The sequence below is a fragment of the Pseudarthrobacter sp. J1738 genome, assembly GCF_050490315.1.
Taxonomy (GTDB): Bacteria; Actinomycetota; Actinomycetes; order Actinomycetales; family Micrococcaceae; genus JBNPEO01.
The window spans coordinates 25380-40441 of the sequence record NZ_JBNPEO010000003.1; the positions used below are offsets into that span (position 1 = coordinate 25380).

13 protein-coding genes and 1 riboswitch are annotated in these 15062 nt (G+C 58.9%); of the genes, 6 read left to right on the forward strand and 7 right to left on the reverse strand.

Annotation, left to right across the window (positions count from 1 at the left end; all coding sequences use genetic code 11):
* The first annotated feature begins 61 nt into the window (after window positions 1-61).
* Window positions 62-1690: a chaperonin GroEL gene (groL, locus tag ACQR35_RS06025; RefSeq protein ID WP_430266750.1), complete on the forward strand. Its 1629-nt coding sequence runs from the start codon at window positions 62-64 to the stop codon at window positions 1688-1690.
* Window positions 1691-1900: 210 nt separating this feature from the next.
* Window positions 1901-2902 carry an RNase H family protein gene (locus ACQR35_RS06030; RefSeq protein ID WP_430269507.1) on the forward strand — a complete coding sequence of 334 codons (1002 nt, stop codon included), beginning with the start codon at window positions 1901-1903 and terminating at the stop codon, window positions 2900-2902.
* Between the two features lie 55 nt (window positions 2903-2957).
* Here the strand turns inward: ACQR35_RS06030 and ACQR35_RS06035 are convergent, their stop codons facing one another.
* The 4 genes from ACQR35_RS06035 to ACQR35_RS06050 form a co-directional block, all read right to left on the reverse strand.
* Window positions 2958-3248, reverse strand: coding sequence for a WXG100 family type VII secretion target (locus ACQR35_RS06035; RefSeq protein WP_430266752.1), 291 nt, complete (start codon window positions 3246-3248; stop codon window positions 2958-2960).
* 103 nt (window positions 3249-3351) lie between these two features.
* The gene (locus ACQR35_RS06040) at window positions 3352-4800 is read right to left on the reverse strand and encodes a sensor histidine kinase (protein ID WP_430267018.1); all 1449 of its coding nucleotides are present in this window, start codon (window positions 4798-4800) and stop codon (window positions 3352-3354) included.
* Between the two features lie 12 nt (window positions 4801-4812).
* Window positions 4813-5523 carry a response regulator transcription factor gene (locus ACQR35_RS06045; RefSeq protein ID WP_430266753.1) on the reverse strand — a complete coding sequence of 237 codons (711 nt, stop codon included), beginning with the start codon at window positions 5521-5523 and terminating at the stop codon, window positions 4813-4815.
* Between the two features lie 77 nt (window positions 5524-5600).
* Entirely contained in the window at window positions 5601-6227 is a 627-nt protein-coding gene (locus ACQR35_RS06050; RefSeq protein WP_430269508.1) for a LysE/ArgO family amino acid transporter, read from the reverse strand.
* 68 nt (window positions 6228-6295) lie between these two features.
* On the opposite strand from ACQR35_RS06050, the gene ACQR35_RS06055 reads away from it, so the two are divergent.
* Entirely contained in the window at window positions 6296-7231 is a 936-nt protein-coding gene (locus ACQR35_RS06055; protein ID WP_430269509.1) for a LysR family transcriptional regulator ArgP, read from the forward strand.
* 19 nt (window positions 7232-7250) lie between these two features.
* On the opposite strand, the gene ACQR35_RS06060 is transcribed toward ACQR35_RS06055, so the two are convergent.
* Both ACQR35_RS06060 and ACQR35_RS06065 read right to left on the reverse strand, forming a co-directional pair.
* Window positions 7251-8885: a DNA repair helicase XPB gene (locus ACQR35_RS06060; protein ID WP_430269510.1), complete on the reverse strand. Its 1635-nt coding sequence runs from the start codon at window positions 8883-8885 to the stop codon at window positions 7251-7253.
* A 4-nt stretch (window positions 8886-8889) separates the two neighbouring features.
* Entirely contained in the window at window positions 8890-11367 is a 2478-nt protein-coding gene (locus ACQR35_RS06065; RefSeq protein WP_430269701.1) for a helicase-associated domain-containing protein, read from the reverse strand.
* A 327-nt stretch (window positions 11368-11694) separates the two neighbouring features.
* Between ACQR35_RS06065 and ACQR35_RS06070 the strand changes: the two genes are divergently transcribed.
* Both ACQR35_RS06070 and ACQR35_RS06075 read left to right on the forward strand, forming a co-directional pair.
* A complete protein-coding gene (locus ACQR35_RS06070) occupies window positions 11695-12078 on the forward strand; it encodes a cold-shock protein (RefSeq protein ID WP_430266757.1) in 384 nt (127 codons plus the stop codon).
* 9 nt (window positions 12079-12087) lie between these two features.
* A complete protein-coding gene (locus ACQR35_RS06075; RefSeq protein ID WP_430269511.1) occupies window positions 12088-12585 on the forward strand; it encodes a DUF3027 domain-containing protein in 498 nt (165 codons plus the stop codon).
* Between the two features lie 41 nt (window positions 12586-12626).
* On the opposite strand, the gene serC is transcribed toward ACQR35_RS06075, so the two are convergent.
* A complete protein-coding gene (serC, locus tag ACQR35_RS06080) occupies window positions 12627-13757 on the reverse strand; it encodes a phosphoserine transaminase (RefSeq protein ID WP_430266759.1) in 1131 nt (376 codons plus the stop codon).
* 248 nt (window positions 13758-14005) lie between these two features.
* Here serC and ACQR35_RS06085 point away from each other — a divergent pair, with 248 nt between their 5' ends.
* A complete protein-coding gene (locus ACQR35_RS06085; protein WP_430266760.1) occupies window positions 14006-14701 on the forward strand; it encodes a metal-dependent transcriptional regulator in 696 nt (231 codons plus the stop codon).
* A 122-nt stretch (window positions 14702-14823) separates the two neighbouring features.
* A riboswitch (cyclic di-AMP (ydaO/yuaA leader) is annotated at window positions 14824-15061 on the forward strand.
* The last annotated feature ends 1 nt before the right edge of the window (window position 15062 follow it).

Below are 15062 nucleotides of genomic sequence, written 5' to 3' on the forward strand. Positions count from 1 at the left end.
CGGGCACCACTGCTGAGGTTCCTTCACTCTTAACGACTGTCCCGAAAGGACTACTGCCGTTATGGCCAAGATCATTGCATTTGATGAAGAGGCACGCCGCGGTCTCGAGCGTGGATTGAACATCCTCGCCGACGCCGTTAAGGTCACCCTCGGCCCGCGTGGCCGCAACGTCGTGCTCGAAAAGAAGTGGGGCGCTCCCACGATCACCAACGATGGTGTTTCCATCGCCAAGGAGATCGAGCTGGACGACCCTTACGAGAAGATCGGCGCCGAGCTGGTTAAGGAAGTTGCCAAGAAGACGGATGACGTCGCTGGCGACGGTACCACCACGGCAACCGTTTTGGCTCAGGCTCTGGTCAAGGAAGGCCTGCGCAACGTTGCCGCTGGCGCTGACCCGCTGTCCCTCAAGCGTGGAATCGAGAAGGCTGTTGCGGCCGTCACCGAGGAACTGCTGGCTTCCGCTAAGGAAATCGAAACCAAGGAACAGATCGCAGCTACCGCCTCCATCTCCGCTGGCGACACCCAGATCGGCGAGCTCATCGCCGAAGCTCTGGACAAGGTCGGTAAGGAAGGTGTTATCACCGTTGAGGAGTCCAACACCTTTGGCCTAGAGCTCGAGCTCACCGAAGGTATGCGCTTCGACAAGGGTTACATCTCCGCTTACTTCGTCACCGACGCTGAGCGTCAGGAAACGGTTCTTGAAGACCCGTACATCCTGATCGTGAACTCCAAGATTTCCAACGTCAAGGATCTGGTTGCTGTCCTCGAGAAGGTCATGCAGTCCAACAAGCCGTTGCTGATCATCGCTGAAGACGTTGAGGGCGAGGCTCTGGCCACCCTGATCGTGAACAAGATCCGTGGCCTCTTCAAGTCTGTTGCCGTCAAGGCTCCGGGCTTCGGTGACCGCCGCAAGGCTCAGATGGCTGACATCGCCATCCTGACCGGTGGCCAGGTTATCTCTGAAGAAGTTGGCCTCAAGCTTGAGACCGCTACTTTGGACCTCTTGGGTCAAGCACGCAAGGTTGTTGTTACCAAGGACGAGACCACCATTGTTGAAGGTGCCGGCGACGCCGACGCCATCGCAGGCCGCGTCAACCAGATCCGTTCCGAGATCGAGAACTCTGACTCTGACTACGACCGTGAGAAGCTGCAGGAACGTCTCGCCAAGCTGGCCGGCGGTGTTGCAGTTATCAAGGCTGGTGCAGCAACCGAAGTTGAGCTCAAGGAACGCAAGCACCGCATTGAGGACGCTGTCCGCAACGCGAAGGCTGCTGTTGAAGAAGGCATTGTTGCCGGTGGTGGTGTTGCCCTGATTCAGGCTGGCGCCAAGGCATTCGCAAACCTCAAGCTTGAAGGCGACGAGGCAACCGGTGCAAACATTGTCCGCGTTGCCATCGATGCCCCGCTCAAGCAGATCGCTTTCAACGCTGGCCTCGAGCCGGGCGTTGTTGTTGACAAGGTTCGCGGTTTGCCGGACGGCCACGGCCTGAACGCCGCAACCGGCGAATACGTTGACCTGCTTGCTGCTGGTGTAAACGACCCGGTAAAGGTAACCCGCTCTGCCCTGCAGAACGCGGCTTCCATTGCCGGCCTGTTCCTCACCACCGAGGCAGTTGTTGCCGACAAGCCTGAGAAGAACGCACCGGCTCCGGCTGGCGGCGACGACATGGGCGGTATGGGCGGCTTCTAGTCCCCAATAGCACTCAGCGTTAGTAACTCACGGCGCGTAACGCTCTGTTTAGCTAAACGCACGACGGCGGCTCTCACCACACGGTGGGGGCCGCCGTTGCCATGTCTCGCCATAGCTGGCCGGCGATAGTGGATCTACTAAGGGTGTGGGAACTGCCGCAAGTGCGAGTCAGTTGGGCGGCGCGGGCCGGGAGTCTGGCAGGATGGTCGAGTGACAATTACAGCTGCTGCCGACGGTTCGGCCCTTGGAAATCCCGGTCCCGCTGGATGGGCTTGGTACGTGGATGAGACTTGCTGGCGCGCCGGCGGTTGGCCGCACGGAACCAACAACCAGGGCGAGCTGATGGCTGTTCTGGACCTGTTCCGGTCCACAGCTCACCTTCCGGAAGAACCGCTGCGGATCCTGTGCGACAGCCAATACGTCATCAACTGCATCACCAAATGGATGCCGGGGTGGAAGCGAAAAGGTTGGCGCAAAGCAGACGGCAAAGCAGTCCTGAATGTAGAGCTCCTCAAGGACATTGACGCGGCTATTGTGGGCCGCAAATATTCTTTCGAATGGGTCAAAGGCCATGCTGGGCACGACCTCAACGAAGCCGCTGACGTGCGAGCCCGCGCAGTAGCAACCGCTTACCAAAACAAAACGACCGTTCCGTCCGGGCCAGGATTCAGTGGCGCTACGACGGCTGATCCAGCCAACGTTGACACAGCAACCACCGGTCCGACAGCGGATGAACCTACCAGCACGGCGGCCGAAGAAGTCCCTGCGGCGGACCAAAAAGTAACAGCCCGCTCGAACGATCTCCTGCAGGACGATCTTTTTAGCAGCCTCGAGGACAATCCCTTCGCTCCGGAATCGGCAAAACCGCAGGACATTGTGGTGGCTCAAGAGCGTGAACTGCTGGACCCAGCGGTCCGGGCAGATATTGGCCGCACTGGTTTGTTGCTCCACAAAAACTTCGAAGAAATTGGCGCGTCGGGCCGGTTGTGGTCCCGAGACGCCATGATCACTTCTTTAGAGGCTGAGGCGCCGGGGCAGATGAGCTTCGAGTTGTTGAGTGCAGAGTTACTCAACCCAACTACGGTGCTCGTGACGTACCGGACGCAAAGCAGAGACCAAGGCCGCACCGTGGCCGCCCTGCGCAGCTCCATTTGGCTGCAAGAGGCCGAGCAGTGGCGACTCCGCTTCCACCAAGGCACGGTAGAAGCCTGAAAGCCCCGGAAGCCTGAAAGCCGCGGAAGCCTAAAACGTGTGGCAGCCCAACTTTCTAGTACGTAAAGCGCTGGGCGTTGTTGCTTTCAGTGTTGCCGTAGTTGGTGGCAGCAGTGGCTAGGGCTAGGTTGATCTGGGCCAGAGATGCCTCCACCTTGGCCTGAGTCATGGTCCACTCGGTGATGAGGGTCTGGAAATTGGTAGCTGCGTTGCCCTTCCAGGACATTTGCAGTTCATCGAGTCCGGATTTCATGGCTTTAACGTCTGCGCTGACCCGGTCTACGGTGGCTTTGACGTTGGCAGACTTGGACTGAAGAAGTTCGGTATCGACTGAGATGATGCTCATGGCGTTGCCTTTCTAACAAGGGTTCGGGCTGATGTTTCGAGCCTAGAGAACCCCGTGCCGTGCCCGCCATGGGCAAACCGAATATGTGGATAACTTCGCGAATTTAGTCTTCGGGATCCGTAATTGGAGCCGAATAGGGCAAGGAAATCCGCAAAGTGGCCCCGCCGCCGTCGGTTTCTAAAACCTCAACATGACCCAGATGGCTGCCCACAATCGCTGCCACAATGGCCAAGCCCAGACCACTGCCGCCGGTCTCACGGGTGCGTGAGGTGTCTGCACGGTAGAAGCGCTCAAAGATCTTTGGAGCTTCCTCAGGGGAGATTCCCGGCCCGTGGTCTCGCACCTCAATCACCGAGCGGCGAGTACCGTCGTCGGAGCTCAGAACCCCCACGGCAATCTGCAGGGGCGAACCTTCGGGGGTGTAACGCAAAGCGTTGCCTACCAGGTTGCTTACCACTTGGCGAAGGCGGCCTTCATCTCCGGAGACTGGCGCAGTAGTGGGGGCACCGCCGTCGAGCCCCACCAGGCTCACGTGGCGCTGCGGTGCCGCGGCAGACGTGTCCACCACAGCGTCATTACCCAGTAACAAAAGATCTACCGGGTTGGACTGAAATGGTCGCTGCTCATCCAAGCGAGCCAACGTCAAGAGGTCCTCAACCATGGCGCCCATTCGCTTGGCTTCGCTCTCGATCCGGCCCATCGCCGTGGATACGTCCTCCTCCGTGGAGAGGGCGCCGTGGCGGTACAGCTCGGAGAATCCGCGGATGGTCACCAATGGAGTCCGCAATTCGTGGGAGGCATCTGCTGCGAAGCGACGCATCCTAGATTCGGAAGCCGTTCGGGCTGCAAAAGCAGCCTCAATATGCGCGAGCATGGCATTGAGGGAGCCAGCCAAGCGGCCCACTTCAGTACCGCCATTCTCAATCTCCACACGCCGCGAAAGATCGCCTGAGGCAATAGCTGCTGCGGTTTTCTCCACACGAGCCAATGGCCGGAAGGACCTGGTCACGGTCCACGTGGCGATGAAAAAGGCCAGCACCACACTGAGCAAACTCACACCCACCACCACAAAGGCGGCGTGTTCCATTACCTCGTCCACCGGTTGCATGGGCAACCCCAGGACAACCACGGCGCTCGCCCCGCCGCGGTCAACGGCCTGGACTGCAACAACTCGCCAGTTGTGGTTGTCCGAGCCCTGCGCCTCGAACGGTTTTTTGTTTCGTGCAGCAGCCTCGTCCGGTGAGATTGATGCGATGTTGGGGTGGCCAGCTTGGCTGGCGCCGGCGTAGTACGGTGGTTCCCCTGACCGCAAGATGATCACCGAGTAGTCCGTGGGGCCCACCGTGCTTCCGGTAGTCAGCTGTCCAAAGGAGCCCTGTTTCTCGGCCAAGCTCACGGCAGCCGTGAGCCGGTCATCAACTTGGGTCTGGAGGTAGCTGCGCAACAGGGAGAGCGTCACGGCTCCCGTGACTGCCAGGGCAATCAACATCAAACCCATCATGATCGCGATGAGCTGGGAGCGGAGCGAGGCTACTTTCCAGCGCCGAAAAATGGTGGGCAAAACTCAGCGCTTCTCAGCCGTTCGCAACACGTACCCCACACCGCGTTTGGTCTGGATGAGGGCAGCGGCGTCTGGGTCAATGTCCACCTTGCGGCGCAGATAGGAGATGTAGGACTCCACGATCGAGGCGTCCCCGTGAAAGTCGTATTCCCAAACGTGGTCAAGGATCTGGGACTTGGACAACACCCGGTTGGGGTTGAGCATCAAGTAGCGCAAGAGCTTGAACTCGGTGGGGGAGAGTTCAATGTTGGTGCCACCGCGGCGCACTTCGTGGGCGTCGTCGTCGAGCTCTAAATCATCCACACGGATGATCGCGTCGTCTTCGAGCAGCGGCTGGGTGCGGCGGAGTACGGCGCGGATCCGGGCTACTACTTCGTCCAGGCTGAAGGGCTTAGTGACGTAGTCATCCCCGCCCACGGTCAGGCCCGTGACTTTGTCTTCGGTGTCGTCCTTGGCGGTGAGGAACAGAACCGGGAAGTGGCGGCCTTGTGCGCGCAAGCGGCGGGTGACAGTGAATCCGTCCATGTCCGGCAGCATAACGTCCAGGACGGCGAGGTCCGGGTTGTGTTCTTCGGCAGCGGCGAGGGCTTCGCGGCCGTTGGCGGCAGCAATAACCTCAAACCCAGCGAAGCGAAGCGAAGTGGAGAGCAGTTCCCGAATGTTGGGTTCGTCGTCCACAACCAGCAGTTTGGCCTCCGGCCCATTTTTCTTCATCTACACATGGTGCTCCCAGTTTCTGGGAGTTTTCTGGATGCTGGGTGTGAGTTATCCGTGCCTTGGCCCGGCGTGGGTTACGCCCCCAGTGCTGTGATGATTCCGATGCTGGCCATAACTATCGCGATCAGCCCATCCAGCACACGCCATGCAGCTGGCTTGGCGAAGATTCCGCGTAAAAATCGGGCGCCGTATCCCAAGCTGGAGAACCATAGGATGCTGGCCAGGATGGCGCCGGCGCCGAACCACCATTGCGCTCCGGGTGCTTGGGAATTGGCGATGGTTCCAAGCAGCACCAGAGTGTCCAGATAGACGTGTGGGTTCAGCCACGTCAGGGCCAAAATAGTGGCCAGACTGGCCAGCAATCCGCTGCTTGCCGGTGGTCCGTTGTTAATGTTCAGTGCTTGCGGCGCCAGTGCTCGGCGCGCTGCCATGACGGCGTAACAGAGCAGGAACGCGGCACCCACATAACGGAGTACGACGACGAGGGTCGGCACCGCGTTGATAACGACTCCCGTACCCATCACCCCAGCCGCGATCAAAATCGCGTCAGAAAGTGCACACACAACAACGATGGGACCAACGTGACGTCCCAAGATTCCTTGGCGCAGCACAAAAGCATTTTGGGCGCCGATGGCAACAATCAAGGCTAAGCCGGTGCCCAGTCCAAGGGCTGCGGCATGGAAAATTTCGGGTGCGTTCACAGTTCAAAGGTAGGTTCACTAGATAACTAAGGCCAGCTAATGTTTCTTATGCACCGTAAGCTGTGCTTATGAGTCGCTTTGCTGCTGAACAATTAGAAACCTTTGCCGCGGTCCTCTCGGAAGGCACCTTGGACGCAGCCGCGCGGACACTGCACATTACGCCGTCGGCCGTTTCCCAACGCCTCAAGTCTCTTGAACACGCGGCGGGGCGTGTTCTGCTGCAACGTAGTAACCCTGTCCGTGCCACCGAGGCGGGCGAGGTGGTGTTGCGCTTGGCCCGCCAAAGCGCCCAGCTCGAGCTCGACGCTGCCACAGCGCTGGGCCTGCCGGGGGAGAAATCCGGCCAAAACCTGCCTCTAGTTGTGAACGCCGATTCCCTCGCAGTGTGGTTCCTCAAGGCACTGGCCAGGGTCCCGCGCGAGCTGCAGGTGACATTTGATATTCACCGGGACGACGAACAACACTCCACCGATTTGCTGCGCTCCGGAACGGTGATGGCCGCTGTGACGGCAACCCCTCACGCGGTGCAAGGCTGCAGCGTCCAAGGCCTGGGTGTGATGCGCTATTTGCCCGTTGCCTCCCCGAACTTTGTTGCCCATTGGCTTCCTGATGGAGTCAACGCCCAGTCTCTGACGGCAGCCCCCGCCGTGGACTACGACCGCAAAGACAAGTACCAGCAGCAGTTCCTGACAACGTTGGGCCCAGAGAGACAGACAGACACCGGGGAATCAGCTCAAGCACCAGCTCAACCAGCCGGCCCCCGGCATCACGTACCCGCCACCCAAGACTTTGCTGACGCGATCCGGTTGGGGCTTGGTTGGGGGCTCATTCCTGAGCAACAGTGCGGGCCTGACCTTGCCAACGGGACGCTAGTGGAGCTTCGGCCGGGGCACGTTTTTGACGTGCCGCTGTATTGGCAACGGTGGAGGATATCCTCCACCGTGCTGGACATTTTGAGTGAGACCGTCCGCCAAACTGCTGCCGAAATCCTGAGACCTATCTAGGCGTCGTGCCTTTGCTGAACTAGACGTCCTTCGCATCCAGAATTCGGTAGGCATACCCTTGCTCGGCTAAAAACCGTTGACGTTTCGCCGCAAAGTCTTGGTCCAAGGTGTCCCGGGCCACGAGCGTGTAAAAGCGAGCTGTCCGGCCATCCTTTTTAGGACGCAGGAGGCGGCCTAACCTTTGGGCTTCTTCTTGCCGGGACCCAAAGGAACCTGAGACTTGGATGGCCACGGAGGCCTCGGGAAGGTCGATCGAAAAGTTTGCCACCTTCGAAACCACCAGAGTCTGAACTTCACCCGCACGGAACGCATCAAAAAGCCGCTGACGTTCTTTGACGGCGGTATCGCCCTTGATGAGTGGCGCATCCAAAAGCGTCGAAATCTCTTCCAACTGATCCAAATACTGTCCAATGACCAGCAGCTGATCGCCTTGATGGGCCGCGACTAAGGACGCCACTACAGCGGTTTTGGACTCCGACGTGGCGCACAAACGGTACTTGTCCGCGTCCTCGGCCATGGCATAAGCCATGCGCTCGTCCCGCGGCAGATCAACCCGAACCTCCACACAATCGGCCGGCGCAATGTAACCCTGCGCCTCAATGTCCTTCCACGGGGCGTCATAGCGTTTAGGCCCAATCAGCGAGAACACTTCACCTTCTCGCCCGTCCTCACGGATGAGCGTCGCTGTCAGGCCAAGACGGCGCCGCGCCTGAAGGTCTGCAGTCATACGAAAGATTGGGGCGGGCAACAAATGGACCTCGTCATAAATAATGAGGCCCCAGTCGTTGCCATCCACCAGTTCCAAGTGAGGATAGATTCCACCGCGTTTGGTGGTGAGGACCTGGTAGGTAGCAATGGTCACTGGCCGCACCTCTTTGACCGAACCCGAATACTCACCAATTTCAGCCTCGGTGAGTGATGTGCGTTTGAGCAGCTCATCTTTCCACTGGCGTGCCGAGACGGTATTTGTCACCAATATAAGTGTGGTGGTGGAACTAGTGGCCATGGCCGCGGCACCCACCAAGGTTTTCCCAGCACCACACGGAAGGACGACGACGCCGCTGCCGCCAGCGAAGAAGTTTTCCGTGGCCATCTTTTGGTACGGGCGCAGCGTCCAGCCGTCTTCGTTAAGCATGATCGGGTGCGGCGTGCCATCCACATAGCCAGCAAGGTCTTCGGCTGGCCAACCGATCTTGAGCAATAGTTGTTTGAGTTGGCCACGTTGTGAGGAATGAACCACCACGGTCTCCCCGTCAATGCGCGGCCCCAAGAGCGGCTCAACCTTTTTAGCCCGGATAACTTCTTCCAAAACCGGGTAATCGTTGGTGCGCATCACTAAACCGTGTTGCGGGTCCTTTTCAAGCCGGAGCCGCCCGTAGCGGGACATCGTTTCTTCAACGTCAACTAACAAGGAATGCGGCACGGGGAAGCGCGAATACTTTAACAAGGTGTCCAAAACTTGTTCGGCATCAATGCCAGCGGCGCGGGCGTTCCATAAACCGAGCGGCGTGAGCCGGTAGGAGTGAACGTGTTCTGGAGCGCGTTCCAACTCGGCAAAGGCGGCAATGGCATGACGAGCTTCGGTAGCGAGCTCGTGATCTACTTCCAACAGGATGGTTTTATCACTTTGAACAATCAGGGGTCCGTCATTCACGCCGCTACTTTTCCTCCAACAGTTCAACATCCACCACGCGGTGAATGGACAAAACGCGTTCAGTTTCTTTAGCCGGGTCAAACACGCGTACACGCCCGCCGCTGATCGAGACTGGCAGGAGTATTTCCACTCGGGAATTACCTGTGCTGTCCACAATGTTCATGGACACCATTACTTTCAACCGGATTGCTTGGTGCAGTATTTCCAAACTCAGCTCTGGTGCCATGGCTGCGGCGCTGGGCGGCGTGTTAGCTGGTGAGTGGAGGCGGTGGCCACGTAAGAGCGCAACTTGGGCTTCGACGTCGGCCGTGTCCGGTACGCCAGACGGCGCGGTGTAGCTTGGCATTCGGCTCGCTGAAGTCTGGAATGGTCGGTTCCGCGCGGCAGCAGTTGGCTCGGGATCCAGCGTGGGGGACAACCCCATTTCCCGCAAAGAAGCAGCTAAAACGCGTGGCGCCGCGGTACTGGTGATCACGGTTGGTGCCAGCCGGGAAAGGCCCAAATGCTGGAGCCTAGGCTCGTTCATCAACTGCGTGAGGGCCTGTTCGTCGTTGCTGGAAATGATGCTTGAATGGTGGCCGATCCGCAGCTGCCCATGCCGGGATGCTGTGTCCTCGATCAGATACCGAAGGGGCTGTGGAATGTCCGTGGCCGAATGCTGGGCCAAGAATTCGAGGAGGCTGGCAGCGTCATCTCCAGCATCGAGTGCCCGGCGGATAGATTCGGTGGAGAAACGGTAAGTGCTTGCCGGGCCTTGCCCTTCTGGGTCAGTCATCTGCCGCAAACGTTCGCTCAGCTGTGGGGTCAAATAGCCCGGTGCTACGGCTGTCATATCGCCTTGCAAGAGAATGTGCTCCACTGGCGCTGGCAAGTGCTCGCTTAAGGTATCCACGGCATCCGCAGCAGCATCGGCTTGGCCTGAGGCAACGGCTGCACCTAAGGGTGTCAGTGCGCCCGAACCCATCAGGCCCAGCGCAGCAGCCTCCTCAAGAATGCCTGGTACTAGCTTGCTAAATCGGCGTGAGAGCCGCGGTTGTGAGAATTGCGAACGTTCCAGGATGGCGGCAGCATCGATGACCGGGGCAGTGGCGGGGTCGACGGTGCCAGCCTCGGCGCTGGTTGATTCGGCGGTCAGTTCTAGGAGTAATTCAAGGACCCGCGCCCGGATGGCCGGAGCATCGGCACGGTGGGCTTCGGCGGAGAGGACGTTCACCACGGCATTCCCGCCGGAGGCGCTAGACCCCCGGCCACCCGGGACTGGCTGACCAACCAACGAGGAGGCGCGCTCATTGGTGAGCCAGGCGGTGACCAACCACATCCACTGTTCTTGGCGCGGTAATCCCAGCCATTCGCTGGCATCGGGCACCCAAGTGGAGGTGTCCACGTCCAATCGAATCAGCCCTGCGGCGGCGCACAGTTCCACCACAAAAGCGGCCTCTGAGAATTCAGTGCCGAGCCCATCAACAATGCGCTTCATTTCGCGTACACCCACCCCGCCTGAACGCAGTGTGGCCAAAGTTTGTTTATCCATTAGCAGCAGTGCTTCACGGCATAAGCGCAAAGTGTTTTCAATGGCACCCAGAGCCGCATTACGTCTGCGTAGCACCGAAGTGGCGGGCAACGTTGGTGCTGGCGCCTCAAGCAGGAAGTTCTCCACGATTTTTCCACCCCGAAGAGCCAGGCCAACACTGCGTGGCAGCTCAACGTGTTCAGCATCGAGAGGTACCAAAAGCCCATGAGCCAGCAGCCAGTCCACCGGACCTTCAAGAGTGTGAGGGTGGGCAAGGCTGACGGTTCGCTGCGCTCGTGGGACAGCACCCATGGCCCAATCACCAAAGCGGGCCAAAAGCTCATGAGTGCGTTCAGGGGCTCCGCGAAGTAGTGCCGCCACGGATTCGGCTTGTTCGCTGCGATGCTGCAGCAGGAGGGCAGCATCCATGGGGGTACTGGCTTGGGAGGTAGTTATCCCGGCAGTATGGAGCTCTTTGGCAATGATCACTGCGCGAGGACCAAAAGAGGGCAAAAGGCGCGCAAGCTCGGTATAGCTGCGGCCCAAACCAGCGGGGTAAATTCCAATAACGTGATGCAGTGAGGACACCGGCAGGACATAGTGGTGGCCAGGCTGAGCTGTCTCCGGTGGGGTTGCCCGGTGAATAAGTGCGAGCTTTTGCAATGTGCCCAAGATGCGTTCAATGGCCACAAGTGTGCCGCCGTTGATAAACCGTTTGAGTTCCCGGCCTGAGGCGCCGTGCCCAGTGTCCGTGTTGGTGATCAAGTAAAGCGTCTCAAGGACTTGGAGCTGTGGCCGGTTCAGGCGTTCCAAGGCCCGCTGGACGCTGACCCGGGCGCAGGCTCGAGCGGCCAAAGCGGCAAAATCCGGCACGGTGGGCGAGATCAGATCGGGGCGTTCGGTAAAGAGTGCACGCAGCTCTAGATCGGAGCGTGCTGCTAGCTCTTCACGCAATAACAGGATTGAGGACATCACCGTGGCAAGCACCCAGCAAGGTAGGCGGTCAAAGGAAGTTTTGCCGCCAGAAAAGTGGCGCGCGGGCAGCCCCATAACAGTTTCACGGACGGGAGCTTGGACATACAGCAACGCTAACAGTGCACCTCGCCGCCACAAAGCATGGGATAAGCTCCCGGGCAGGATAATCTAGAGGGATATAGACCAACATGTTGAGGCCCTGCGCCACGATGCCTTGAACGCTGAAGAACCCGGTTGCGACTACGCACGGACCCGCTGGCATCGGCTGAGCGAACTCAGTGGCCCAACATGAACTGAACTGCAAGAACGAACGAGGTAGATGAAGTGCCCACCGGCAAAGTGAAGTGGTACGACAAAGATAAAGGTTTCGGATTCTTGGCCTCTGACGATGGCCAAGAAGTCTACGTTGCCGCCAACGTTCTCCCAGCTGGCGTAACGGAGCTGCGCCCGGGGACCCGCGTTGAATTTGGTGTGGCTGATGGCCGCCGTGGCGCTCAGGCGCTGGGTGTCCGCGTTTTGGACAAGGCACCTTCCATTGCCAAGGCCAAGCGCACCAATGCCCGTGACCTGGCCCCCTTGGTTCAAGATCTGGTGAGCGTTTTGGATAACCTCTCCGGAACTCTGGCCGCCGGTAAGTACCCAGAAGGCAACAGCGCCAAGGCCATCGCTACCGCACTGCGCAAGGTCGCAGACGAGCTGGACGCTTAGGCCTCGCTGATGACTGCTACCAATAGCGCCATTCCTGTGTGGCGGGTGGGCAAGCCGGATGCTTTTTTGGCTGATGCCGTGGACTTTGCCCGCGAAGCCATCGCCGGGATTACCGATTCGGCCAGCATCGGCGCTCATCTGGGCGCCAAGCGTGAAGGCGAACGGTTGGTGACCCACCTTTTTGAGTCAAAGCTTGCCGGTTATGGAGGGTGGCAGTGGTATGCCGTTCTCACCCGAATCTCGCGTTCCAAGGTGGTGACAGTCTGCGAGTTAGGTCTGTTGCCGTCCGCAGATTCCATTTTGGCGCCTGATTGGGTGCCATGGGCTGAGCGTGTTCGCCCAGAGGATCAGCGCGAGGACGAAGCGGAGAACTCGGACCAGGTTCAGGAAACCGCTTCTGAGATTGCAACTGATTCTGAGGGGGAGGACGAGGACAACAATGACGAGTCAGGCAAAGCTTCGGCCGAGCCTGACGATTCCGAAGAGATCGCAGACCCGGCCGAATAACTGTGGCTAGCTAAGCCACAGCGGTTAAGCCACGCTGGTGATTAGCCGCGCATTTGAGCTACCACGTAGTCGATGCATGCTGTCAGCGCGCTGACATCCTCGGGATCGATTCCCACGAAGGTGGCCACGCGCAATTGGTTACGGCCCAATTTGCGGTAGGGCTCGGTGTCCACGATTCCGTTGGCGCGCAGTGTCTTGGCAAGAGCTGCAGCATCGATGGAATCGTCGAAGTCGATCGTGGCAATCACATTCGAGCGGTCTTCGGCTTTTGCCACAAACGGAGTGGCAAAGTCCGAGGCCAGCGCCCAGTCATAAATGCGCGACGCCGAATCAGCGGTACGTGCCGAAGCAAAGTCGAGCCCGCCCTCGGCATTGAGCCACTGAACTTGAGCGTCCAAGGTCACCAAAGTCGTCAACGACGGCGTGTTGTAAGTCTGGTTCAGGCGCGAGTTATCGATCGCGGTCTGAAGGTCCAAAAAGTCCGGAATCCAGCGTCCCGACTTTTTGATCCGCTCGGCGCGTTCCAGCGCGGCGGGAGAGAACAACCCAAGCCACAATCCGCCGTCGGACGCGAAGTTTTTCTGCGGGGCGAAGTAATAAACGTCAGCCTCTGAAACGTCCACCGCGAGGCCACCAGCAGCGGAAGTAGCGTCAATTAACACAAGTGAGCCATCATCGGCGCCAGCCACACGTTGCACCGGGGCAGCAACACCGGTGGAGGTTTCGTTTTGCGGCCACGCATAAACATCCACGCCAGCCTCAGCGGCGGCAACAGGGCGAGTGCCGGGAGTCGACGAGATGATCGAGGACTCAGCCAAGAACGGTGCCTTGTTGGTGGCCGAGGCAAATTTGGAGCCGAACTCACCGAAAGTCAAGTGCTGTGCCTTGTTCTCTACAAGGCCAAAGCTTGCGATGTCCCAGAATGCTGTGGAGCCACCAACGCCCAACACCACCTCATAGTCAGCCGGGGCCTTGAAGAAGCTGTGCAAGCCCTCCTGGACCGAGCGCACCAAGTTCTTGACCGGTGCTTGGCGGTGCGAGGTACCTAGGATGGTTGACCGAACTGCGGACAGAGCGTCAATTTGCTCCGAACGCACCTTGGACGGTCCGGCACCAAAACGGCCATCTTTGGGTAGGAGATCGGCGGGGATAGTGATGCTGCTGTTGCTCACAGAGGCTCCAATAGTTGTACTCAGCTGGGCCGGCGTGGCTACCGCGTTGTGGAACCAGCCGTCTGCCTATTGTGCCGGAGTGGCGGGCTTAGACCGAAGTCGGGTGACGCAAATTCCATGAAGTGAGACTCTTTTGGACTTCTACAGGGCATTATTCGGAGTGATTCCAAATAAGCTAAGCTACACATGGACCTGCGGCGGCGCCAAGGGCCACAGAGCTGGAAAGCGTTCGCGAGGAGTTGAGCTGAGTGACCGATCTCATCGATACAACCGAAATGTATCTTCGGACCATTTTGGAACTTGAAGAAGAGAAGATCGTGGCTCTCCGGGCCCGCATTGCTGAACGTCTGCGCCACTCCGGCCCCACGGTCTCGCAAACCATTGGCCGTATGGAACGCGATGGCCTAGTAGTTGTCTCCGGCGATCGACACTTGGAACTCACCGACTTGGGCCGTGCGCGGGCCACAGCAGTGATGCGTAAACACCGTTTGGCCGAACGTCTCCTCGCAGACGTGATTGGCCTCGAATGGGCCTATGTGCACGAGGAAGCCTGCCGTTGGGAACACGTGATGAGTGAGCGTGTAGAACAGCGAATCTTTGAGCTGTTGGAACACCCCACCGTTTCGCCGTATGGCAATCCCATACCCGGCCTCGAGCAATTGGGAGGGCAAGCAGGTTCGGCGTTTACCGATGGAGTGGTCTCCATGCTGGACGCCATGGAGGACTACGGTAGCGATTCCACTGTCACGGTAAGCCGCTTGGCAGAACCCATCCAGGTGGAACCGGAACTTTTGCAGCAACTCGAAGAGGGCGGCATTGGCCCCGGAGTAGTTGTCAGCTTGGAACGCGTTGGCGAATACATTTCGGTCCGAGTTGCAGGCATTGAGGGAGCGCTCGAATTGCCGCCCGAAGTGGCATCCCACGTTTTTGTCTCACTCAGCTAACAACGCTGGGCTGTTGGACAACCCTTGAGTTACCCACAGCTTAGATAACGGAATTGTTACTGTGGGCCGTGCGACCGTATAGTTAATGAGTAACGCTGAGACATGAGCGTTACCTGATCCGGCGCCAAACTCTGCCAACGGACCAGTATTTTGTCCGCACATGGCAGAGGTGGGGGAACCACTTACTGGCGGCTTCGCAGCCGCCTTGGGGTGAAGTCCGTGCCAAAACCGAAGGAAACATAGACGACGCCGGCAACGGTCCGTCGTCGTACTTTTACTTCTGTTTTGAACTACGGGCCGGGTCTAGATCTCTCTGACTCGAATCCGACAGCTAACTCCGCAGGCGTTTACGAGAGGGAAG